Source organism: Janthinobacterium sp. C22 (genome assembly GCF_057919405.1).
Map to the genome: position 1 here is coordinate 5,730,857 of NZ_CP193659.1, position 22,810 is coordinate 5,753,666.

Sequence of the window (22,810 nt, forward strand, 5' to 3'; positions counted from 1 at the left end):
CTATGAAAAAGCGCAAAAATTCGTCATTTGAACCGCCGTTGTTTTTTGTGAAAACGTTTTCAAGCGTGGGTCGGATTAGCGGGTGAGCGCGTAATCCGACAATATTGTTGGCGGCAGAGGCATGTTCCGGCGCATTGCTGGCCGTGATGTGTCGGGTTACGCCCTGCGGGCTAACCCGACCTACCCCGACCTGCGGTCGTTATCGGCCATTTATGGTAATCTTTCGATGAAAAGGTTTTCAGAGCACTGACGACCAGCCATCTTGATACCCAGGAACCGCCTTGAACGATAGCGACCACGCCGCCTCTCCCTCCACCCTGCTCGACGTGGCCCGCCAGGCCGGCGTGTCGCCCAGCACCGTGTCGCGCATCCTGAACGGCACGGCCAGGGTCTCCGACGACAAGCGCGACGCCGTGCTGGCGGCCATCGCGCACATGAAATTCGCGCCGAACCAGATGGCGCAGGGCTTGAAAAAGGGCCGCTCGATGACCATCGGCATCGTGGTGCAGGATATTTCCAGCCCCTTCTTCGACGAAAGCCTGCGCGGCGTGGACGATGGCTTGAAGGACACGGGCTATGCGTCCGTCATCGTCAGCGGGCACTGGAATGCGCAGGAAGAGGCGGACCGCATCCGTTTGCTGCTGGCGCGAAAGGTCGACGGCATCATCCTGCTGTCGGGGCGCATCTCGGACGAGAGCGTGCTCGATTTCTCGCAGCAGCGGCCCATCGTCTCGACGGGCCGCCTGCTGGCGACCAGGAGCGCCATCGGCTTCAAGCTCGACAACGAATACGGCGCCTACCTGGCCGTGCGCCACTTGATCGAACTGGGCCACCGCCGCATCGCCTTCGTGGCCGGGCCAGCCAACAACACGGATGCAGCCGAGCGCCTGACGGGCTACCAGCGCGCGCTGCGCGAAGCGGATATCGCCATCGACCCGAAACTGATGGCGGAAGGCGATTTCCACGAGGCCAGCGGGATGCTGGCCATGAACCACTTGTTTGATACGCAGCAGCAGTTCAGCGCCGTCTTCGCCGCCAACGACCTGTCCGCCTATGGCGTACGCCTGTGTTTGTACCGCAAGGGCATCCGCGTGCCCGACGATATCTCGCTCGTCGGTTTCGATGACTTGCCCGGCTCGTCCTACACGACGCCGCCGCTGACGACCATCCACCAGCCCCTGTACGACATCGGCCGCATCGCCACGGAAGCGCTGCTGGGACTGATCAATGGCGAAGCCGTGCAGGCGGCCATTCCGCCGCTGGAACTGATCGTACGCGAGACCACGCGGCGGATCCGCTAAGGCTTACGGCGGGGAACTTTTCCGCCCAATTCAGGCTGAACGAGAATCACTACGCCACCCGCATCCGCAACGCATGCCGGAATCTGCAGCAATGGCGCATCCGCTTTACAATAGTGGCTCGTTCAGCAAGAATGCCTGCTTCAAGCAAGCTTGGCTCAACCCTCCGGCCGCAGGCCGGTAGACTCCGAATACTCACCATAAAGGGACATCACATGGAACATACTCTGCCACCACTGCCGTATGAAATGGACGCTCTGGCGCCGCATATTTCGAAAGAAACCCTGGAATACCACTATGCCAAGCATCACCAGGCGTATGTCACCAACTTGAACAACCTGATCAAGGGTACCGAGTTCGAGAACCTGTCGCTGGAAGAGATCATCAAGAAATCGTCGGGCGGCATCTTCAACAATGCAGCGCAAGTATGGAACCACACCTTCTACTGGAACGGCATGAAGCCGGCCGGCGGCGGCGCGCCTACGGGTGCCGTGGCTGACGCGATCAACGCCAAATGGTCGTCGTTCGACAAGTTCAAGGAAGAATTCACCAAGTCGTGCGTGGGCAACTTCGGTTCGGGCTGGACCTGGCTGGTGCAAAAAGCCGACGGCTCCGTCGACATCGTCAACACCTCGAACGCCGGCTGCCCGCTGACCACCGGCGACAAGCCGCTGCTGACATGCGACGTGTGGGAACACGCCTACTACATCGACTACCGCAACCTGCGCGCCAAGTACGTGGAAACGTTCTGGGGCCTGGTCAACTGGGACTTCGTTGCCAAGAACTTCGCGTAAGCGGTCCTTGTCAACGTAGGGCGAAAAAGCCTGCGCCATCCCGCGCAGGCTTTTTTTGCCTGCTGAAACGCACGGCGCTGCGCTACAATCACTGCCCTGCCACCGCCATCTTCCTCTGCACCGATGTCCGCTCGCCTGCTGCGCCGCCTGTTGCTGTTGCCCCTGCTGGCGTGCCATCTGCACGCATGCGCGGCCGCTCCCCTGCTGTCCGACTACACCCACAATGCCTGGGGCGCCTTGCAAGGCGCGCCCGTCGACGTCCTCAAATTCGCCCAGGGCCAGGATGGCTGGCTGTGGATCGCCACGGCCACCGGCTTGTACCGCTACGATGGCGTGCGCTTCGACCGCGTCGACAGCGTGTACGGCCACCGCCTGCCGTCGAGCAATGTGCTGGGCCTGGCCACGCCGCCGGACGGCGCCGTGTGGGTCGGCTACCGTCTCGGCGGCGTCAGCGTCTTTCGCCGGGGTGGCGCGCGCACCTACCGCGAAGCGGACGGCTTGCCGCCGGGCGCCGTGTTCCATATCGAGGCGGCGCCCGACGGCGCCATCTGGGTCGGCACGCGCGATGGCGCGGCGCGCCTGGCGCCGGGCGCCGACCGCTTCGTCGCGCAAGCCGCCAATGTGGGCCTGCCCGACAAGCGCGTGTACCAGATCCTGTTCGGACGCGATGGCACGCAGTGGATGGGCACCATGCATGGCGTCTTTTTCCGCAAGCCGGGCCAGGCGCGTTTTTCCCATGCCTGGCCGCGCACCATGCTCACCAGCATGGACGAAGCGCCCGATGGTGCCATCTGGGCCGTCGACACGCACAGCAATTACTACCGCGTGCGCACCAGCGCGCCGCGCGGCGATGCGCCCATCCGGCCCGACGCCAGGGGCAACGGCATGCGCTTCGACCGCGCCGGCACCATGTGGCTGATGCAGCCCGATGGCATCGAACGCAAGTTCGACCCTTCCGGTCCCAGTCTGCCGGCCCAGCGCCTGACGCGCCAGAACGGCATCAGCGGCCCGCTGCCGCAAACGTCGTTCCAGGACCGCGAGGGCAATCTGTGGTTCGGCACCTCGACGGGCCTGGACCGGCTGCGGCCGAACCGCCTGCAGACCTTGCCCGTCGCCGTGCCCTTCGACCATCCCGGCATGCTGGCGGGACCCGATAGCGACGTGTGGATCGGCGACTACGTGGGCGACGTGCGCAGCTTTACGGCCGACGGGGTGAAAAAAGTGATCTTGAAAGGGGCGTTGGCGGCCAGTCACTGGGCGCCCGACGGCACGCTGTGGCTGGGCAACGAGCAGGAGCTGCACCATCGCGCGCGCGACGGCAGCATGACGCGCGTGGTGCCGCCCGTGCTGGGACTCGATCCGCAGGCGCTGCAGCAGGACCGCTCGGGCGCCCTGTGGGCCTCGTTTTCCGGCGGCGGCCTGTTTCGCCTGAACGCAGGAAAATGGAGCGCCAACGGCGGCCTGTCCGGCCTGCCGGCGGTGCTGACCACGGCCATGGCGATCGATGGCGCCGGCACCGTCTGGCTGGGCCATGCCGACAATACCGTCAGTCTGGTGGCCGACGGCCAGCGGGCGGGCGCCGTCAGGCGGCTCGGCGCTGACGAGGGCCTGCAGGTGGGCACGGTGCTGCAGCTGTACCGCGATGGCGACGCGATGTGGGCCGGCGGCGAAAACGGCGTGGCCCTGTACCGCGCCGGCCGTTTCCATATGTTGCGCGGCGCGCGCGGCGCGGCGTTTCGCGGCGTGTCGGGCATCGTGCGCCTGCCGGACGGCGACCTGTGGCTGCATGGCGCGGACGGCATCGATCATATCGGCGCCGCCAGCCTGTCCGCGTGGATGCGCGACGGCAGCGCCGTCGTCTCGGAACGCTTCGACGCGCTCGACGGCTTGCAGGGCCATGCCTCGCAGCTGCGCCCCGTGCCGTCGCTGATCCATGCGCCCGACGGCAAGCTGTGGTTCTCCACCTCGGCCACCATCGCCATGCTCGACCCGCTGCATATCCGCCGCAATCGCCTGCCGCCGCCCGTGCAGATCCATACCCTGCAAGCCAATGGCGCGCGTTACGCGCTCGACGATGGCAAGCCGCTGCAGCTGCCGCAAGGCAGCAAGACCCTGGAGATCGGCTTCACGGCGCTGAGCCTGTCGATGCCGGAACGCGTGCGCCTGCGCTACCGGCTGGCGGGCGTGGACGCGGGCTGGCAGGAAGCCGTGGGACGGCGCGAAGCGTACTACACCAACCTGGCACCGGGCAGCTACCGCTTCGAGGTCACGGCCGCCAACGAAGACGGCGTGTGGAACACGCAGGGAGCCAAACTTGACATCGTCATCGCGCCCGCCTTCGTGCAGACGCCGTGGTTCGTGCTGCTGCTGGCGCTGGGCGCCGCGCTGCTGCTGTACGGCGGCTATGTGCTGCGCATCCGCCACCTGACGCGCAACATGCAGGAGCGGCTGCAGGAACGCTTGCAGGAGCGCCTGGCCGAACGCTCGCGCATCGCCCGCTCGCTGCACGACACCCTGCTGCAAAGCGTGCAGGGCCTGATCCTGTCGTTCCATGCGCATGCGGACATGCTGCCCAAGGGTACGCGCGAACGGGCGCGCCTCGACGGCACCCTCAACCTGGCCGACCAGCTGCTGATCGAAGGCCGCGACCAGATCATGGACTTGCGCGCCTCGGCCGAACCGGACGAACTGCGGCTGGCGCTGCAGCAATTCGGCAAGGGCCTGGCCGAGCACCGCGCGCACGCCTTCACGGTGCACGTCAGCGGCAGCTGCCGGCGCCTGCAGCCGCGCGTGCATGACGAGGTCTATGCCATCGCGCGCGAAGCGCTGTTCAACGCCTCGCGCTATGCGGAGGCGGCAAACATCGTGCTGGAACTCGACTATGCGGAGCAGGCATTCACCCTGCGCGTGCGCGACGACGGCTGCGGCCTCGATGACGCCGTGGCGCAAACGGGCCAGCGGCCCGGCCACTGGGGCCTGGTCGGCATGCGCGAGCGCGCCGCCGGCATCGGGGCCAGCCTGCGCATCGACAGCCGGCCCGGCGCCGGTACGCAGGTCGAAGTGAGCGTGCCGGGCCGCCTGGCCTACTGACGGCGCTGGCGGGGCTGGCGGACACGCCCGCAAGCGTCCGCGGCCTCGACAGAAAATGTTATACGATGCGCAAGAGCGCTGTACTGCTCACCGATCCTGCCCCACCACTTCCTGAAAGCCCGCCATGAAAAAATGCATCCTTGCCCTGCTCGTGTTTGCCTCCGGTTCCGCCTTCGCCAACTCGGCCTGCGACACGCCGCGCAACGACTTCGACGGCCTGTATTGCCTCAACAAGGTGTACCAGGAAGCGGACAAGGAACTCAACGCCAACTACAAGACACTCGCCGCCAAGCTCGATGCCGGCGGCAAGCAGAAGCTGAAATCGGGCCAGCTGGCATGGATCGCCAACCGCAACGACAGCTGCTCCAAACGCGAATCGTCGGGCTTCTATGTGAATCTCGATTGCGCCACCAAGACCACCATCGAACGCGCGCAATTCCTGCAGGACCGCGTGCGCGAATGCGCGAGCGCCGGCTGCCAGAACAGCAAACTGTGATGTAAGTCTGCGCCAGCGCAAACGGGAGCGGGCGGCAAGCGCCCATACTGGCCGCTCCCATGTCTTCCCGTTTGCGCCATGAGCAAGCTCATCGACATTTCCCTGTCCCGGTGGGACGCCAGCGGCAGCGCCGCGCAGCAAGCGGCGGCGCTGCAGGCGCTCGAAGATGGCCAAGTGCTGCTCTTGCCGGCTCTGGGCTTTCCCCTGCAACCGGAAGAGCATGCCCTGCTCGACGGCGCTGTGGGTAGCGCCAGCGGCGCCAAGAACATCAGCTGGGAAGCGGCGCGCGGCGTGCGCGGCCAGGGCGAGGCCTGCGATGCGGCCCTGCTGGCCGCGCTGATGCGGCGCTATGCGCGGCACACGCGGCACTTGCTGGCCGGCTTGCTGCCCGGCTATGTTCCTCATCTGCAGCAAGGCAAGGGCAGCTTTCGCCCCGTGGAAATCGCCGGGCGCATCACCTCGTGGCGCAAGGACGATACGCGCCTGCACGTCGACAGCTTTCCTTCCTCACCCACGCAGGGCCGGCGCATCCTGCGCGTCTTCACCAACATCGATCCGCGCGGCGCGCCCCGCGTGTGGAAACTGGGCGCGCCGTTCGAGCAGGTGGCGCAGCGTTTTCTACCCCTTGCTAAGCGTCCGCAGCCCATGCTGGCGGCCCTGCTGCAATGGCTCGGCGTCACCAAGTCGCGGCGCACGGCCTACGATCACTACATGCTGCAGCTGCACGACGCCATGAAGGCCGATCTCGATTACCAGGCGCAGGTGGAGCAGCAAACGCACGCGTTCGCGCCGGGCCAGACGTGGATCGTCTTCAGCGACGCCGTATCGCACGCGGCCCTGCGGGGACAGCATGCGCTGGAACAAACCTGGCTGCTGCCCGTGCGCGCCATGGCAGCGCCCCACAAGTCGCCGCTGGCCATCCTCGAGCGCCGGTTGCAGCGCCCGCTGGCCTAGCCTGGTTTGATCTGGCCGGGCCTCACGCCCGATAAAAGCGGATTCAGGCCGGCAAGCGGGCCGCCTTGAAGCGCCGCCAGGCCTTGTGCATGCGGCCATCGCTGCCGTCCGCCTGCGCGCGCGCCGCCAGATAGCCGCGCACGAAGGCCGCGTGCAGCCGCAATCCGTCCTGGGCTGGCTGGTCAGCCTGGTCGGCCTGGCCCGCCTGAACTTCGGGCAATTGCTGCAGCAACCGGTCGGCCACCTGCACGTCGTTGAGCCAGCCCAGTTCATCCTGCAAGGCCGACAAGCGCCCCACATACGGTTTCACGGCCCGGCCCGCAAACAGCGAGGCAAAGAATTCCGTCGCATAGCGCGTCTTCTTGGCCGCGATGCGCACTTGATGGCGCTGCTGCGGCGTGGCATGCAGCAGGCGCTTGCCGCGCTTCATCAGGCGGCGCTGGTCCTTGCGCAAGGTGGCGCGGGCAAACGGCGAGACATGCGCATCGAGGCGCCGCAATTGGCGCGCGGAACAGCCATCGCGCCAGGCGCGCGCCTGCAGCCAGCGCTGCAAGCCCAGCATGCAGGCCGTGCAGCGCGCCGAGGTGACGGCCTGGGCGGCTAGTTGGTGCTTGAGCCGCGCCTGCGCGTGCGCGGCCTGTGCCAGCGCCGCCGCATCGGCCTGCGCCTCGCCGTCGAGCTGCGCCAGGGTATTGCCAGCCAACACATCCCAATCGCGCGCCTCGCCCAGCGCGCCGCCCAGCCAGTCGAGTTCGGCCTTCAAGGCGTCCGGCAGCACCAGCAGGGACTTGAACATGCCCAGCGCCGAACGCAAACGGCGCAGTCCCACGCGCATCTGGTGCACGCTTTCCACGTCCTCGCCCGCCGCCACCCCATCCTGGTTGCCGCTGACCTGTTCCAGGCAATTGCCGGCGATGGCCACAAACACCTGTTCCACCGACATGGCCGCGTCCAGCGCCAGCGGCTGCGCCTTGACCGCCTGCAGAGGCTGCGGCACCGCCAGGCGGTAACCGCGTTCCGCCTTGCTCATGTGGCCCAGCTGCAGCGGCACGTCCCGCAGCAGCGCCAGCGCCACGTCGAACAGGCTGGAAGCTTGCCCCTGCTTCAATTCCAGTTCGACCTCGCTGACGGGCACGCTGTATACGGTACCATCGGCACCATCGGCCCCGTCCACGCCGCTTTCAATGACACCTTGGTCCAGCACGCATTCGATCTGGTCGCCCTGCGGCGTGCGCAGCTGCCAGACGGTGCGCTCGATGCGCGTGGTAAACACGGGCCGCAAGGCGTCGCGGACGGCGTCCTGGCGCAACAGCGCGCGGACGGGCTGCTTGCGGCCGATGGCAGAGTCGAGCGCGGCCAGATCCGGCTGCGGCCCCGGCACGTCGCCTTCCCATTCGTGGCGGCTGTGCAAGCCGCCGTTGACCGTGCCGCCCGCCTTCAGGGTTTGCACCCAGTGCCCATCCACTTGGCGCACGCGCAAGCCCGCGTGGTGGCGGCACAGCTGCAAATCGGGCGTATCGACATAGATATCGTGCATCTGCAGCACCTGCACCTCTGCTTGCGCAGCCTGCGCCAGCAGCGGGTGGGCGCGCAGGCGGGGCGCGTCTTCCGGCGCCAGCAGCAATTTCAATTCGATTTCCATGACCGCTCCTTGCGAGATTCCTGAACGCCCATTGTAAGGCGCGTCCCGCCGCGCGCAAGGCGCACGCACGCACACCTTGATTTTGCGCCAAAATAAGCGATTCATTTACAAGGAGATGCCATGACCTACCACGCCGCCGAGAACCGCTACGACAGCATGCAATACCGTACATGCGGGCGCAGCGGGCTGAAACTGCCGCTGCTGTCCCTGGGGCTGTGGCACAACTTTGGCGACAGCAACAATCTGGCTTCGCAGCGCGACATGCTGCGCACGGCCTTCGACCTGGGCATCACGCATTTCGACCTGGCCAACAACTACGGCCCGCCGTATGGCAGCGCGGAAAGCAATTTCGGCAAGCTGCTGCGCGACGATTTTTTACCGTACCGCGATGAGCTGATCATTTCCACCAAGGCGGGCTGGGACATGTGGCCGGGCCCGTACGGCCAGGGCGGCGGTTCGCGCAAATACGTGCTGGCCAGCCTGGACCAGAGCTTGCGGCGCCTGGGTCTCGACTATGTCGACATCTTTTACTCGCACCGCTACGACGCCGACACGCCGCTGGAAGAAACCATGGGCGCGCTGGCGACCGCCGTGCAGCAGGGCAAGGCACTGTACGTGGGCCTGTCGTCCTATTCGCCGCAAAAGACGGCCGAGGCGGCCGCCCTGCTGAAGGAGTGGAAGGTGCCGTGTTTGATCCACCAGCCTGCCTACAATATGCTCAACCGCTGGATCGAGGAAGACGGCTTGCTCGATACCTTGCAGCAAGAAGGCATGGGCTGCATCACGTTCACGGCGCTGGCGCAGGGTTTGCTCAGCGACAAATACCTGGACGGCGTGCCGCAGGATGCGCGCGTCAACCGCCCCGGCGGCGGCTCGCTGCTGCAACAGCACCTGAGTGCGGAAAACCTGGCCCGCGTGCGCGCCCTGAATCAGATCGCCGCGCAGCGGGGCCAGACCCTGGCGCAGATGGCGCTGGCCTGGGTGCTGCGCGATGCGCGCGTCACCTCGACCCTGATCGGCGCGAGCAGCAGCGCGCAAATCCGCGAAAACGTGGCCGCGCTGCAGCAATTGTCGTTCACGGCCGACGAGCTGGCCGCCATCGACGTGCAGGCACGCGAAGGCCATATCAATCTGTGGGAAGGCCCGTCGCGGGCCGTGTAAGGCGTTCAGGGCAGCGCTGGCGGCGACAGGGGCGTTGGCAGCAGCGCGCATAGTTCCTGCGCCACCTGCCGGCGCCGTTCGGGCGTGGCGAAGACGCCCACGTCCACCTGCGCGCCGCCATGACCGCTATCCTTGATGCGTATCAACTGGCGCGGCCAGCACGGCACTTCGACGCGCGTGCGCCATGGCGAAAAGTGGTGGCGCCGACAGTGGCCGGCGCTGACCTGTTCGATGATCAGTTCGCCATCGCGCAGGGCGATGTGCTCATAGTCGCGCGCATGGCGCAGGTAATGCAGCAAGGCGACGGCCACCAGGCCCAGCTCGGCGAACGAAAAGACGGGAATGTACCAGAGGCCGCGCAGCGCAAAGGCGGCGGCAATCGTCAGGGAAAACAGGCATAACAAACCATAGGCGCGCAGCAACTGTCGCGCCGTCAAGGCACTGTGGCGCGCCAGCAGCCATTGCGGCTGCTCGCGCGAGTGATCGCGTGGCATGGCGCCTCCCGCACTGTCGCACTATTGCCCCATTTACCTGTCGCCCCGTTCCCCTGTCACTGCGGCGGCTCCCACCACCGCCGGCTCACACCCGGGTCAGGCGCCCATCCGCAGCAGCGCGTGGCCCACGTGCTGCCACCAGTGATCGCGCGACCTGACCTGTTTCAGGCAAGACGTGTCGATTTCCGTGGGGAACACGCGATCCTGGCACACCTTCGTTTCCAGGGCATAGCGCTGGTTTTCCGCCGCCGCCAGGGCCACGACGAGCCAGAACGCCAGCGCCAGCAAGATCACCAGCGCACTCCAGGCCAGGTGATTGGTGTTACTTTTTTCGCCAAAAAACTCGCGTGGCCGCGTCTCGCGGTACATCGACATCAAGTCTTTTTCTTTCTCTTCCGACATCTGCGTTTGCATCCTCTGACATCCTATCCTGTGCAGGCCGGCTGGCCATGGCGGCGCGCATGCCGCCTTGCCCGCATTTTACGCCGATGGCGCGGGAGGGACAGTAATTCGTGGCGGCAATTCCCCCTCGCCCTCCTCCGCCGGCGTTACGGGCGCCAGGCTTTCCACATGATCGACGTCGATGTCGCCGCCATCGGGCGCCGTATTGCGCGGCTCCACGCCGGCCCGTTCGCCCGTGCCGGCCGCATCGCTGTCGTTCTCCAACGCTTCAACATCCTGGCCGGGCACGCCCTGCATGTCGCTGCCGCTGTCGGAACTGTCGCTGGGACCGAGCGCGCCCTTGCCATGGCCGCTGCCCAGGACGCGGTCGGGCGTGACGGGCAAATTGTCCGGATCGAGTGTGCTGCTGCTCATGGCTGACTCCCGTTAACAAAAAAACCAGCTTACTCTCCTGGCCAGTCCAGCGGCGCACGCCTGCCCGGCCTTTTACGAGGGGAAAATGCGGCGGCGCACAACTATTTTCAGAAATTACTTCACAAATGTACTATTCATTGCTATAGTTAATTCAAGTAAGCATCTTCTCATCCAGAAATTGCTTCATCGGCGGCACGGCGCCCACCAGCGCAGCGCCGCCGAACCGACCGGTACGTGGCGATCCGGCCCATCCACCCAGCCATCATGCACATTTTGGAGTCTTATCATGCAAGCCAAATCACTCATCGCAGCATTGTTTGCCATCACCACCGCCACTTCGGCTTTCGCCCAAAGCGCCGCGCCTGCCGCTGCCAGCCAGCAACTCACGCGCGCTGACGTCACGGCCGAATACATCCGTGCCCGCAACGCCGGCGAAATCGCCACCAGCGAAGTCGACTATCCGAAAACGCCGGCCACCGCCGCCAGCAAGGTGACGCGCGAACAAGTCATGGCCGAGTTCTACGCCGCCCGCAAGGCTGGCCTGATCCCGCAAACGGAAGCGGACTTTGATGTCGCGCAAACGGCCAAGCACGTCGTGCAATAAGAAACCAGTCAGCCGGTTTCAGTCAGTAACAACTCAGTTGCGGCGCAGCACTCGGGCCACTCCCGAAGCTCCCCGCGGCGAGCTGTGATTCCCCAGCAGCACCCCCAACATATCTCTCCCGGAGTTCCTGCATGTCCCTGCACCGCCGTCTGCTTGCCGCCAGCCTGATCCTTGCCTTGAGCGCTTGCGCCGACATGGGCCATATCGCGCCGCAATCGGCCATGCTCGACGCCAATAAACTGCAGGGCAGCCAGGCCATGGATGCCGCCGCCAGCGCCGCCATACAATGGCCGCGCACGCAATGGTGGCAAGACTTGCACGACCCCCAATTGAACCGTTTGATGGAGCAGGCGCTGGCCGACAGCCCCACCCTGCGCGGCGCCCAGGCGCGCGTGCGCCAGGCCGAGGCGCTGGCCGGTGCGGCGGAAGACAAGACCCGCCCGCAGGCGGACGCGAACGTCTCCATCAACCGCGAACTGTATTCGCAGCACGGCAGCACGCCGGCGCCGCTGGCCGGCAACTACGCGTGGCGCAACCAGGCCACCGTCACGGCCTCGTACGACCTGGACCTGTGGGGCCGCAACCGCGCCGCCCTGTCCGCCGCCCTGGGCGACGTGCAGATGGCGTCGGCCGAATCGCAGATGGCCCGCCTGGCCCTGGAAACGGCGCTGGTGCGCACCTACATCCAGCTGTCGTATGAATTCCAGCTGCAGGACGTGATCGAACGCAGCCTGGCGCAGCGCGCCCGCATCCTCGACATCACGCGCCAGCGCAAGGCGGCCGGCATCGGCACGGACATTGACGTGGCGCAGATCGAAACCACCTTGCCCGCGGGACGCCGCCAGCTGGAGCAGTCGGCTGAGTCGCTGGCCCTGCTGCGCAACCAGCTGGCCGCGCTGGCGGGCAAGGGCCCGGGCGCCGGCGCCGCGCTCACGCGCCCCGTGCTGCGCCTGGACCAGCCGCTGGCCATTCCCGCAGCCCTGCCCGCCGACCTGATCGGCCGCCGGCCCGACATCGCCGCCCAGCGCTGGCGAGTGGAAGCGGCGGCGCAGCGCATTGATGCGGCCAAGGCCGAGTTCTACCCGAACGTCAACCTGGTGGCCTTTGCCGGCTTCCAGGCCTTCGGTTTCAGCCATTTTCTCGACGCCAACTCGGACATCCGCGGCGCCTCTCCCGCGCTGAGCCTGCCCATCTTTGCCGGCGCCCGTTTGCGCGCCCAGCTGGGCAGCCAGACGGCCGTGTACGACGGCGCCGTGGAGCAATACAACGCCACCGTCATCAACGCCATGTCGGACGTGGCCAACGCCGTCACCAAAGCACAATCGCTGGCCAAGCAGCACCAGCTGACCGTGCAGGCGCTGGCCACGGCGCAGCGCGCGCGCGACCTGGCGGAAAAAGCCTACAAGGCGGGCATGAGCGACGCCATCGCCATGCTCAACACGCAAGTGGCGCTGCTGGCGGAAGAACAGCAGCAGGCGCAAAATGGGGCGCGCGAGCTCGATCTGTACGTTTCCTTGATGAATGCATTGGGAGGCGGGATCTAAGCTTGCAATCCTGGCATTGCCCTAGCCCAACAAGATACAATCGGAGCTTTATTCACACATGAAGGAATATGACATGACCGCTTTTGACGCCACCTCCAAGCGGCTGCAAAACATCCGCACGCGCATGCCAGGCTTCCCCATGGAACTGATGCGCCTGTTGCGCATGACGTACCACATTCAAAAAGGCATGAAGGACTTGACCAATGCCGCGCTGAAAAAGCACGACCTGGTCGATGCCAGCTACATGGTGCTGGCCGTGCTGTACGGCACGGACGACGAAACCTCGAACGCCTGCACCCTGGGCATGGCCTGCCATGAAAAGCCGGCCAACCTGACGCGCGTGTGCAACGACCTGGAAACGCGCGGCCTGATTCACCGCGGCACGCGCCCCGGCGACCGCCGCTCCGTGATGATTTCGCTGACCGACAAGGGCCGCGCGCTGATCGAAACGGCGCTGCCCGACGTGTACCAGGAAACCTCGGCCCTGTACGACGGGTTCACGGAAGAAGAGCTGCAAGTGCTCGACAAGCTGTACATGCGCCAGCTGCGCAACCTGAACAATCTCAACAACCAGAACTGATAGCCTATCGATGACGCCAGCCACAGCAACAACACCCACATATGGCCCCCTGAGCCGGGCGGCCCACTGGCTGGCGCTGGCGCTGCAGGACTGGCGCGCGACGGAAGGCGAACGCTGGATCTACGTCGGCAAGACCCTCATCGCCGCGTTCTGCGCCCTGTGGCTGGCCTACCGCCTGGGCCTCGATTCGCCGAGCACGGCGATGACCACCACCATCATCCTGGCCCTGCCCAGCAGCGGCATGGTGCTGGAAAAAGCTTTTACCGCCTGTGCGGCACCCTGCTGGGATGCACGGCCGCGCTGACCCTGATCGGCCTGTTCCCGCAGCAGCCCGTGCTGCTGTTCGCCGGCCTGGCCCTGTGGGTGGGCCTGTGCACGAGCGGCTCGGCCCTGCACCGCAACGCCCAGTCCTACGTGTACGTGCTGGCCGGCTACACGGCCTGCATGATCGTGCTGCCCGCCATCGAGCAACCGATGCAGGTATTCTCGCTGGCCGTCACGCGCGTGGCTGAAGTGGGCCTGGGCATCATCTGCTCGGCCGCCGTCTCCAGCGTACTGCTGCCGCGCCACCAGGGCACGCAGGTGATGCGCACGGTGCAGGCCCGCTACGGCAAATTCCTCGCCTTTTGCCATGACGTGCTGCAGCAAAAGCTCACGCCGGCGCAGGTGGAACTGACGCATCTGCAGTTCGCCGCCGACGTGGCGGCGCTGGAACTGGGGCGCTCGGCCGCGCTGTTCGAAGTCACCAGCAAAGTGAGCCACGTGCGCGCGCAGAACCGCAAGCTGCACGCCTTCAACGCCACCTTCATGACGGCGCTGACCACCTTCTATACCTTCCACCGCCTGTTCGACCGCCTGCAGCGCGATGGAGAGACACAAGTCATGCAGGCCTGTGCGCCCCTGTACGCCATCGTCGCCGAGGCGCTGCAAACGACGCCTTCGCAAGACTCGCTCGACACCATGCAGCGGCATCTGCAGACGGCGCTGGCGCAGGCGCGCGCGGACATCGACTGCGCGGCCATCGCGCATGCGCAGCGCATCGATTTCGACACCGTCTGCGAGCTGCTCGAGCGCTTCGCGCGCGACATGAGCCGCTTTCACGAAGTGTATTTCAGCCTCGTGCACGACACGCCGCTCGACGTGAGCACGCCGCAGGCATATGCGCCGAAGACGCCGCCCGCGCTGGTGCTCGCCAGCGGCGCGCGCGCCGGCATCAGCCTGGCCCTGCTGGCGCTGGGCGCCTACTTCCTCGCCTGGCCCTACGCCAGCACGGCGATGCTGATGGCGGCCGTGTTCTGCGCACTGGCCTCGTCCTCGCCGCGCCCCATCCTGATGATCCGCCAGGTGCTGGCGGGCTTCCTCATCGCCATGCCCCTGTCGCTCGTCTGCGTGTACTTCGTGCTGGTGCACGGCGACGGCTTCCCCATGCTGGTGCTGAGCTTTGCGCCCTTCCTCGCCGTCGGCCTGTACCTGATGACGAATCCCGCCAAGCTGGGCGTGGGCCTGGGCGTGTCCACCTTCATCACGCAGATGGCGCCGACGAATCTGATGCACGTCGATGGCGCGGCCTTTTTGAACACGGGCATGGCGCTGATCGTCGGCCTGATGCTGGCCGCCCTCGTGTTTGCCGTGCTGCTGCCCGAGCACACGATGGGCCACAAGGACCACATCGGCCCGGCCCTGTGGCGCGAAGCGCTGCAGGCGTGCACGGCGCCGGCGCGACGCGTCAAGCATCGCTTCGACAACCGCGTGCGCGACCTGCTCAGCCAGCTCAATGCGGCGGCCGGACCGGCGCCGGGCGAGGCCACGCGCGCCGTCGTGCGCCAGGCCCTGACCCTGCTGGAAATCGGCCATTCCGTGATCGAATTGCGCGAACTGATCGCGACCGCCCGCCCGGGCGCCACGCGCCATGCGCTGCAGCAGTGCGTGGACGGCATCGCCGCCTGGCTGCGCACGCGCGGCGATGCGCAACTGCAAGCGGCGCTGGACGCCACCCTGCAGGCGGGCGCCGTGGTGCGCGCGGCGCAAGCGGAAGCGGAAGCGACAGCCGAACGCAGCGCACGGTTGCAAACGGCCTTGGCCGACCTGCATTCGATCTACACCTCATTACTCGACCACATGGCGCCTGGCGCCGGAGACCACCATGCCGCGTGAATTCGCCCTGTTCGGAATTCTGATTCCTACCCTGCTGCCCTTGTTCATCCTCAGCATCGGCCTGCAAACCCTGCTCGACCGCGTGCTGGGCTGGCTGGGCGTGTACCGCATGGTGTGGCACCCGTCGCTGGCGCGGCTGTGCATCTTCATCGCCATCTTCGGCGCGCTGGCTCTATCGCTTTACAAATAAAAAACTGTTCAACCCATCAAGGAAAGGCTGCCGACATGGTAAGCAAACTGACCCGCTATGCAATCACCCTGCTGCTCTTGGCAGCAGCCCTGTGGATAGGCAAGACCGTCTGGGACCGCTACATGGAATCGCCGTGGACGCGCGACGGCCGCATCAAGGCCGACATCGTCAACATCAGCGCCGACGTGGCCGGCACCGTCACGGAGGTGCTGGTGCGCGACAACCAGGTGGTGCAAAAGGGCGATATCCTGTTCGTCGTCGACAAGGAACGCTATGCCAGCGCGCTGGCCCAGGCCGACGCCGTGCTGGCCGCGCAAAAAACGGAAATGGGCCGCCGCGGCAAGGAAGCGCAGCGCCGCGCCAATCTGGACGCCAGCATCATCTCGACGGAAAGCCGCGAAAGCGCGGCCTACGCCGCCAGCTCGGCCTCGTCGCAAGTGCAGGCCGCCGTGGCCGCGCGCACGCTGGCCCAACTGAACCTGGAACGCACCACCGTGCGCGCCCCCGTCAGCGGCTACGTGACGAACCTGAACGTGCACAAGGGCGATTTCGCCGCCGTCGGCGCGGCCAAGCTGGCCGTCATCGACAGCGCCTCGTACTACGTCGTCGGCTACTTCGAAGAGACCAAGCTGGGCATGCTGGCGCAGGACGACAAGGCGGAAATGAACCTGATGAGCGGCGGCACCCTGCACGGCCACATCGAGAGCATCGCGCGCGGCATCACCGACCGCGACGCCGCCACGGGCCGCGAACTGCTGGCCGACGTCAACCCCACCTTCAACTGGGTGCGCCTGGCGCAGCGCGTGCCCGTGCGCATCCACATAGATGAACAAGACAGGAATCAGGTCCTGGTGGCCGGCACCACCTGCACCGTCGTGATCACGCCCCACTCGGCGCCCCATTCTGCGCCTGCGCCCAAGCCTGCGGCCGCGCACCCGGCATGATCATGATGCGCGGCGGCGCCGGACGCCTGGCGGAAATCGCCCTGTTCCTCGACGCCGCGGTGCTGGGCAGCTTTTCCGCGGCCGGCCGCAAGCACGGCCTGTCGCCGGCCGCCGCCAGCGCCGCCATCGCGCGCCTGGAAACGGCGCTGGGCGCCACCCTGTTCGAGCGCACCACGCGCCAGCTGCGCCTGACGGAAGAGGGTTTGCACTACCGCCAGTACAGCGAGCAGGCGCTGGACTTGCTGGCGCAGGCGGAAGACGGCTTGCACGGAGGCGACGGCGCCGTGCGCGGCGTGGTGCGCATCTCCGCGCCGTCCGACATCGGCCGCCAGCTGCTGCTGCCCATGCTCGATCGCTTCGCCGCGCTGCACCCGCAGCTGCGCCATGCGCTGACCCTGACGGACATCACGGCCAACCTGGTGCAGGACGATATCGACCTGGCCATCCGCTACGGCGAGCTGCCCGACAGCGACATGGTGGCGCGCCTGCTGCACCCGGGACGGCGCGTCGTGTGCGTGGCGCCCGCGCTGGCCGCCAGGGTGGGCGTGCCGGCCATGCCGCGCGACCTGGCCTCGCTGCCCACGCTCGTGCTCACGGCGGGCGACGGCGCGCCGCAGGAATGGCGCTACCGCGCAGACGGCAAGCGCCACAGCCTGCGTCTGCCGGGGGACTGGCACAGCAACGACGGCGAAATCATCCGCCGCTGGGCCGTGGCCGGCCATGGCTACGCCTACAAATCCCTGCTCGACATCGGCGACGACCTGCGCGCGGGGCGCTTGCAGACGGTGCTCGACGATTATTTTGCCGACAGCGTCCCCCTGAACCTGCTGTACCGGCGCAGCCGCTTCCAGCCGCCGCGCGTCGCCCTGCTGGCCGACTTCCTCGTGCGGCAGTTCGCCGCGCTGCAAGCCTGACGGCCATCCTTACCGCGGCAGCACGCCCAGCTGGCGCAGCAGGGTCAGGTTGTCTTCCAGGTGCCAGTTATCGCTGATGCGCCCCTGCGCATTGACACGGTACAGATCAAAGGCATGGAAATCGATGGCTTGGCCCTGCCCCTGCAAGGGTCCCTGCGGCGTGGGGAAGACGCCCGTGAAGCGGCCCGTGAAATGCAAGCGCAAAGTCACCCGGTCGCCCGCCACCAGCATCTCCTCGATGGCCACCTTCAAGTCCGGCACGGCCGCGTGGAACACCTGCGACGCCTGCAGCGGGCCGGCCAGTCCCTGCGGCCGGCCGACAGGCAAGGTGCGATCCATAAAATCGTCGGCCAGTGCCAGCCGCGCCAGGGCCGGATCGCCGCTTTCCCAGAACGCGGCATAGCGGCGCGCGGCCAGCGCCACCGTGGCGTCGGCTTGCGCGCCGGACAGGTGGGCGGGCATGGGCAGATTGGCGGCGCAATGGGCTGGCGCGGCGGCCAGCAGGGACAGGGCCAGGATGGCGGGAGCAAAAGCGGACATGGTGGTTCCAAATGAGTTGATCGGCGTGCATATGGCACACCGTCATTCTGGACTCGCTTGCCCTGCTTGATAATTGGTCCCGCGCTTGAAGCAATTGCTTGCAAGGGTTGAAAATAAGTTGAAAATGCGTTGAAAATCAGCGCCCGCCGGCCACGTCGAGGATGCTGCCAGTCACGTAACTTGCCCCCGGCCCCAGCAGGTACAGGATGGCGTCGGCGATTTCTTCCGGCTGGCCGCCCCGCTGCATGGGCACGCCCGATGCCAGGCGCGCCACCCGCCCCGGTTCGCCGCCAGAGGCGTGGATGTCCGTGTAGATGATGCCGGGCCGCACGCCGTTGACGCGGATGCCCTCGGCCGCCACTTCCTTCGCCAGCCCGAGGGTCAGGGTATCGACGGCGCCTTTCGAGGCCGCGTAGTCGATGTATTCGTCCGGGGAGCCGATGCGCGCGGCCACCGACGAGACATTCACGATGCGCCCGCCCTGCCCGCCGTTCGCCGTCGACATGCGCCGCACGGCCTGCTGGCAACACAGGAAATAACTGATCACGTTGGTGCGCAGCACGCGCTCGAGGCGCTGCACGGACATGTCGACGAGCCGGCATTTCTGCTCCAGCACGCCCACGTTGTTGACCAGCGCCGTGAGCGTGCCCAGGCGCGCATCGACTTCATCGAACAAGCGCGCCACGTCCGCTTCATCGCTGACGTCGGCCTGCACGGCGATGGCTTCGCCGCCCTCGGCCGCGATGCGCGCGCTCAGTTCCCCGGCCGCCTGCGCATCGCGCACATAGTTGACGCAGACGGCATAGCCCTGGCGCGCCGCCAGCAGCGCCGTCGCCGCGCCGATGCCGCGGCTGCTGCCCGTAATCAGGATCACTTCCTTCATTGTCCCTCCTCGATGGTTGTGGCGTCATCATACGCGGACGAAAAAAACCCGCGCAAGGCGGGTTTTTCTGGCAGGCGCACTCAATTTCTAAAGTGCGTCATGGCGTAAGTCAGGTGCTGCCACCAGTGTTCGCGCGTCTGCACGGACGCCAGGCATTTCACATCGACCTCGTTCTTGAACGCGGGGTCCACGCAAGCCTTGCTGGCCAGCGCATTGCGCTGGTTTTCCACGTTGACGATGGCAATCGACAACCACGCCACGAGGGCGAGGGCCAGCACGCACAGGGTCCAGGGCAGCTGTTTCATGGTGTTCTCCAGTGTTACTTCTTCGCTGGCGCGGGAGCGCGCTCTTTCAGGACGCGCGCCACCAGTTCATCCATCACGCGCAGGGTCGCCGCCTGGGTCTGCGGCTCGGACTGGCCCGGACGCGACAACTGCGCCGGCGACGTCACGAAGCGGCCGTCGATGACGATGGTCGGCGCGCTGTCGATCTTGCTGGCGGCGATCAATTGCTCGTTGCGTTTCAGCTTGGTCTGCACGCCGAACGAGTTGAACATGTCCAGGTACTTCGCCTTGTCGATGCCGTTCTTCACCAGCAGGTCGAGGATGGCGTCATCGCGGTTCAGGCGGTTGCGCTCGACGTGGATGGCGCGGAAGATCTTGTCGTGGAACTGGTCCAGTTGGCCCATCGCTTCCAGGGTGGCATAGGCATGCGCCTGCGGATCCTTCGGGCCGGAGAAGGCGAGGTGGATGCGGCGGAAGGCGATCTTGTCGCCCTGCTTCTTGACCCAGTCGTGCATCAGCGGATCAAGCGCATAGCAATGCGGGCAGGAGTACATGAAGTACTCGACCACTTCCACCTTCTTGCCCGTGTCCGTGCGCACTGGCGTCGGGAGCGTGGTAAAGCCGGTATCGGCCGCCATGGCGCCGCCGGTGGCCGCCACCAGGGTGACGGCGGCAAGCAGGGGACGCAAGAAACGCAGAAAACGCATAATAATCCTTCATCATAAGTGGTCGTGAACGGGGCGAGATTACCACTTTTTGCGCCGGGCGATGAGGCCCGGCCGGAAAAAATCGCTTTTACGCACCCCGTTTGCGCCCGATTAAGCCGCTTTTAAGCGCCGCCGCGCCGCTGCCTCAGAAATGGTAGCGCGCCGACACGCGCAGCTGGCGCGCATCGTTGAGGTAAATGCTGGAGCGGCAGCCCGGCGCATCGCCGTAATGGCGGCGGTTGGCCAGGTTGCTGCCGGCCAGTTCCAGCTCCCAGGCGCCCAGCTTGCGCACATAGCGACCGTCCACGGTGGCGAAGGCGGGCACTTGCGCCAGGCAGCTGCCGGCGAAATCGGGGCCGTAGCGCAAGGCGCGCAGCCATTGCACGCCCACGTCGGCACTGGCGCCGCCCTGCCCCGTCCAGTACAGGCGCAGGCTGACCAGGGTCTTCGGCACGAGGGCGATGTCCGGGCCGTCGTAAGCGTAATCGTCATAGCGCGCATGCACCTGGCGCACCTGGGCGTCGAGGCGCCAGTCGCGCGCCAGCGCCATGCTGGCCTCGATGGCGATGCCGGCACGGCGCGAGGGATCGAGGTTGCCAGCAAAGCCCAGCTGGCCCAGGCTCTGGTCGAAGACGATCTGGTTGCTCAGGCGCTCGCCGAACACGCGCACGGAAGCGCTGCGCGCCGCGTCGCCGTAGGTGGCGCCCACTTCCGTTTCGCGCCGCAGCTGTCCCGCCAGGGGGCGGTAGCCGGCGCGGGTATAGCCATCGTCGTCGATGCGGTAGCTGCGCGCGGCCTTGGCATACACGCTCAGCTGCGGGCGCAGCTGCAGGCTGCCCTGCAAGTCCCAGGCATTCTGGTTTTCCCAGTCGCTGCCGCCGGCCGGCATGTCGGCCGGATCGAGCTGGAACTGTTCATGCCGCAGTCCCAGCAGCAGGCGCGGCGCATACGCGCCGCCGAAGGCCAGCTCTTCGCGCATCAGCAGCGCGCGCGAGTACTGGCGGCGCTGCGCATCGCCCGCGCGACCCGAGCGCCGCTGCCACTGCATCAGGTCCAGGCCCACTTCCGTATCCGTGCCCACGCGGCCCACCTTGCCGTAATGGCGCACGCGGGGCGCCAGTTGCCGACGGCGGCTGCTGTAGCTCGACTCGCTGCTGCCATCCTCGCCCGCATAGTGGGCCGTGGCGCGCTTTTCCCGCTGCGACAATTCCACGCCCAGCTCGAAACTGCCCACATAGCGCTGCACGAAGGCGCTGGCGCGCCGCACCTCATAGCGGTACAGGTCTTCCGGGCGGGCCGCCAGCAAGGACAGGAACGGCGCCTCGGGCGCGGGATAGCGGGTGTCCTGCTTCAACTGGTCGGCGCTGAAGCCGAAGCGGCCCTGGCGCAGCTTCCATTCCGCGCCGCCGTTGAAGCCGCGCTGGTGAAACACGCTGCCATCGCGGTAATTGCCGTTACGCAGACCGTCGATGGCCGCGTCGAGCGACATGCCGTCCTGGTCGCGCGACAGGGCGGCGCGCACGCTGTGCTGGCCGCCCTGCGCCAGTTCGGCGGACAAGTCGCCGTGCGTGACGCCGGCCTGCGGCACGGGCGGCGGCACCAGCTCCTGCGCGCACGCCGGCATGACCAGGGCGCACAACAGCAAGGTGCGCGTGGCGATGGTCAGGACGGAAGGGGCAGGCATCATGGCGGAAAGCTGGGTGCGCTACCGGGGCACGCACGGTAGTGAAACGGGAGGATGGCAAAAGCGAATCATTATACGCACGGCGCGCGGCGCCGCAACAGCGAGCGGGGCTGCCAGCATAATTTATTGCTTATTTGTAATTTTTACAGGTATATTAACGAGCGCCCGGCGATCCTGGGCGCAGCCGACCGCATTTGAAAATCAACAAGCCACTGTGGGAGTCACGCATGGAAAGTCGTAGCACGCCGCGCCGCCGCCTTGTCCCCCTCCCAGGCAAGCTCAAAGCCCTTGCCATCGCCGCCCTGCTGCTGGCAGGCCTGGCCCTGCAGGCCGAGCTGCTCGCCCAGCCGGACCACGGCAAGCCGGCCAGCGCGGCCGTGCCGCTGGCGCCGTCCGCCGACGGCATCGCCCTCGCTTCGCCGCATGCGGCCGCCGTCAGCACGCCCAGCGCCAGCAATGCCTGGGGCGGCGCGCGCACGGGCGCGCAAGCGACCCTGTCGGACCGCGTGGTCGACTACCAGATCGAAGCGACGCTCGATCCCGTCAAGCACACGATAGACGGCCGGCAGAAACTGCGCTGGCGCAACCGCAGCGCGCAAGCCGTCAGCAGCGTGTACCTGCACCTGTACCTGAATGCGTTCGAAGGCGAGCATTCGACCTTCTTTACCGAGAAGCGCAAGTTCGACACGGGCTTTCGCTCGGGCGTCGGCACGCGCGACGGCGAGTGGGGCTACATGGAACTGCGCAGCATGACGCAGAACGGCGCCAGGGCGCCCTGGCATTTCGTCCAGCCCGACAACGGCCCGGCCACCGACCGCACCGTCGTGCGCGTCGACTTGCCGCAGGCCGTCGCGCCGGGCGCCGAGACGACGCTCGACATCCGCTTCTTCGACCAGCTGCCGCGCGTCATCGCGCGCACCGGCTATTTCGGCAGCTTCCACCTGGTGGGCCAGTGGTTCCCGAAGATCGCCGTGCTGGAACTGCCCGGCGAACGGGGGCCACCGCGCCGCGCTGGAACGCGCATGAATTCCACCTAA

General features: G+C 66.6%; 22 protein-coding genes and 1 pseudogene. 14 read left to right on the forward strand and 9 right to left on the reverse strand.

Features of this window, described 5'->3' with window-relative positions; genetic code table 11:
- Positions 1-281 precede the first annotated feature (281 nt).
- The 5 genes from ACRHIG_RS26845 (at position 282) to kdoO (ending at position 6,632) form a co-directional block, all read left to right on the forward strand.
- The gene (locus tag ACRHIG_RS26845) at positions 282-1,301 is read left to right on the forward strand and encodes a LacI family DNA-binding transcriptional regulator (protein ID WP_475415669.1); all 1,020 of its coding nucleotides are present in this window, start codon (positions 282-284) and stop codon (positions 1,299-1,301) included.
- Positions 1,302-1,513: 212 nt separating this feature from the next.
- Positions 1,514-2,092 (forward strand): superoxide dismutase, encoded by a 579-nt coding sequence (locus ACRHIG_RS26850; protein WP_070224622.1) that lies wholly within the window; start codon positions 1,514-1,516, stop codon positions 2,090-2,092.
- 123 nt (positions 2,093-2,215) lie between these two features.
- Positions 2,216-5,182 (forward strand): sensor histidine kinase, encoded by a 2,967-nt coding sequence (locus tag ACRHIG_RS26855; RefSeq protein WP_489628485.1) that lies wholly within the window; start codon positions 2,216-2,218, stop codon positions 5,180-5,182.
- Positions 5,183-5,306: 124 nt separating this feature from the next.
- The gene (locus tag ACRHIG_RS26860; protein ID WP_489628486.1) at positions 5,307-5,678 is read left to right on the forward strand and encodes a lysozyme inhibitor LprI family protein; all 372 of its coding nucleotides are present in this window, start codon (positions 5,307-5,309) and stop codon (positions 5,676-5,678) included.
- 78 nt (positions 5,679-5,756) lie between these two features.
- Positions 5,757-6,632: a Kdo hydroxylase KdoO gene (gene kdoO, locus ACRHIG_RS26865; RefSeq protein WP_489628487.1), complete on the forward strand. Its 876-nt coding sequence runs from the start codon at positions 5,757-5,759 to the stop codon at positions 6,630-6,632.
- 43 nt (positions 6,633-6,675) lie between these two features.
- Here the strand turns inward: kdoO and ACRHIG_RS26870 are convergent, their stop codons facing one another.
- A complete protein-coding gene (locus ACRHIG_RS26870; protein ID WP_489628488.1) occupies positions 6,676-8,274 on the reverse strand; it encodes a CYTH and CHAD domain-containing protein in 1,599 nt (532 codons plus the stop codon).
- Positions 8,275-8,394: 120 nt separating this feature from the next.
- Here ACRHIG_RS26870 and mgrA point away from each other — a divergent pair, with 120 nt between their 5' ends.
- Positions 8,395-9,435 (forward strand): L-glyceraldehyde 3-phosphate reductase, encoded by a 1,041-nt coding sequence (gene mgrA / locus ACRHIG_RS26875; RefSeq protein ID WP_489628489.1) that lies wholly within the window; start codon positions 8,395-8,397, stop codon positions 9,433-9,435.
- Between the two features lie 5 nt (positions 9,436-9,440).
- Here mgrA and ACRHIG_RS26880 read toward each other — a convergent pair whose 3' ends face one another.
- From ACRHIG_RS26880 to ACRHIG_RS26890, 3 genes are all read right to left on the reverse strand, one after another.
- Positions 9,441-9,929 (reverse strand): DUF2244 domain-containing protein, encoded by a 489-nt coding sequence (locus ACRHIG_RS26880; RefSeq protein WP_475415675.1) that lies wholly within the window; start codon positions 9,927-9,929, stop codon positions 9,441-9,443.
- A 96-nt stretch (positions 9,930-10,025) separates the two neighbouring features.
- A complete protein-coding gene (locus ACRHIG_RS26885) occupies positions 10,026-10,343 on the reverse strand; it encodes a hypothetical protein (protein ID WP_475415676.1) in 318 nt (105 codons plus the stop codon).
- Between the two features lie 66 nt (positions 10,344-10,409).
- On the reverse strand, positions 10,410-10,745 hold the full coding sequence (locus tag ACRHIG_RS26890; RefSeq protein ID WP_475415677.1) for a hypothetical protein: 336 nt from the start codon (positions 10,743-10,745) through the stop codon (positions 10,410-10,412).
- 286 nt (positions 10,746-11,031) lie between these two features.
- Here ACRHIG_RS26890 and ACRHIG_RS26895 point away from each other — a divergent pair, with 286 nt between their 5' ends.
- The 7 genes and pseudogenes from ACRHIG_RS26895 (at position 11,032) to ACRHIG_RS26925 (ending at position 17,675) form a co-directional block, all read left to right on the forward strand.
- Positions 11,032-11,349, forward strand: a complete 318-nt coding sequence (locus ACRHIG_RS26895) for a DUF4148 domain-containing protein (protein WP_071650291.1) — start codon at positions 11,032-11,034, stop codon at positions 11,347-11,349.
- 131 nt (positions 11,350-11,480) lie between these two features.
- Positions 11,481-12,893 carry an efflux transporter outer membrane subunit gene (locus ACRHIG_RS26900; RefSeq protein ID WP_489628490.1) on the forward strand — a complete coding sequence of 471 codons (1,413 nt, stop codon included), beginning with the start codon at positions 11,481-11,483 and terminating at the stop codon, positions 12,891-12,893.
- A gap of 73 nt (positions 12,894-12,966) precedes the next feature.
- Complete coding sequence (locus tag ACRHIG_RS26905) at positions 12,967-13,473, forward strand: MarR family winged helix-turn-helix transcriptional regulator (protein ID WP_070224646.1); 507 nt, start codon at positions 12,967-12,969, stop codon at positions 13,471-13,473.
- A 10-nt stretch (positions 13,474-13,483) separates the two neighbouring features.
- Positions 13,484-15,627, forward strand: a pseudogene (locus tag ACRHIG_RS26910) (FUSC family protein).
- Positions 15,617-15,817, forward strand: a complete 201-nt coding sequence (locus tag ACRHIG_RS26915) for a DUF1656 domain-containing protein (protein ID WP_070224633.1) — start codon at positions 15,617-15,619, stop codon at positions 15,815-15,817. The pseudogene ACRHIG_RS26910 and the gene ACRHIG_RS26915 overlap by 11 nt, the downstream one beginning before the upstream one ends.
- A gap of 35 nt (positions 15,818-15,852) precedes the next feature.
- On the forward strand, positions 15,853-16,761 hold the full coding sequence (locus ACRHIG_RS26920) for an efflux RND transporter periplasmic adaptor subunit (protein WP_489628491.1): 909 nt from the start codon (positions 15,853-15,855) through the stop codon (positions 16,759-16,761).
- A complete protein-coding gene (locus ACRHIG_RS26925) occupies positions 16,758-17,675 on the forward strand; it encodes a LysR family transcriptional regulator (protein WP_489628492.1) in 918 nt (305 codons plus the stop codon). Before ACRHIG_RS26920 ends, ACRHIG_RS26925 begins: the two co-directional genes overlap by 4 nt.
- Positions 17,676-17,684: 9 nt before the next feature.
- Here the strand turns inward: ACRHIG_RS26925 and ACRHIG_RS26930 are convergent, their stop codons facing one another.
- The 5 genes from ACRHIG_RS26930 to ACRHIG_RS26950 all read right to left on the reverse strand — a co-directional run bounded on the left by ACRHIG_RS26930 (position 17,685) and on the right by ACRHIG_RS26950 (position 21,776).
- Complete coding sequence (locus tag ACRHIG_RS26930) at positions 17,685-18,215, reverse strand: ester cyclase (protein WP_489628493.1); 531 nt, start codon at positions 18,213-18,215, stop codon at positions 17,685-17,687.
- A 136-nt stretch (positions 18,216-18,351) separates the two neighbouring features.
- Positions 18,352-19,098, reverse strand: coding sequence for an SDR family oxidoreductase (locus ACRHIG_RS26935; protein ID WP_489628494.1), 747 nt, complete (start codon positions 19,096-19,098; stop codon positions 18,352-18,354).
- Between the two features lie 80 nt (positions 19,099-19,178).
- Positions 19,179-19,403 (reverse strand): hypothetical protein, encoded by a 225-nt coding sequence (locus tag ACRHIG_RS26940; protein WP_489628495.1) that lies wholly within the window; start codon positions 19,401-19,403, stop codon positions 19,179-19,181.
- Between the two features lie 14 nt (positions 19,404-19,417).
- A complete protein-coding gene (locus ACRHIG_RS26945) occupies positions 19,418-20,089 on the reverse strand; it encodes a thiol:disulfide interchange protein DsbA/DsbL (protein WP_070219418.1) in 672 nt (223 codons plus the stop codon).
- A 145-nt stretch (positions 20,090-20,234) separates the two neighbouring features.
- The gene (locus ACRHIG_RS26950; protein WP_489628496.1) at positions 20,235-21,776 is read right to left on the reverse strand and encodes a TonB-dependent receptor domain-containing protein; all 1,542 of its coding nucleotides are present in this window, start codon (positions 21,774-21,776) and stop codon (positions 20,235-20,237) included.
- A gap of 224 nt (positions 21,777-22,000) precedes the next feature.
- Between ACRHIG_RS26950 and ACRHIG_RS26955 the strand changes: the two genes are divergently transcribed.
- Positions 22,001-22,810 (forward strand): hypothetical protein, encoded by an 810-nt coding sequence (locus ACRHIG_RS26955; protein ID WP_489628497.1) that lies wholly within the window; start codon positions 22,001-22,003, stop codon positions 22,808-22,810.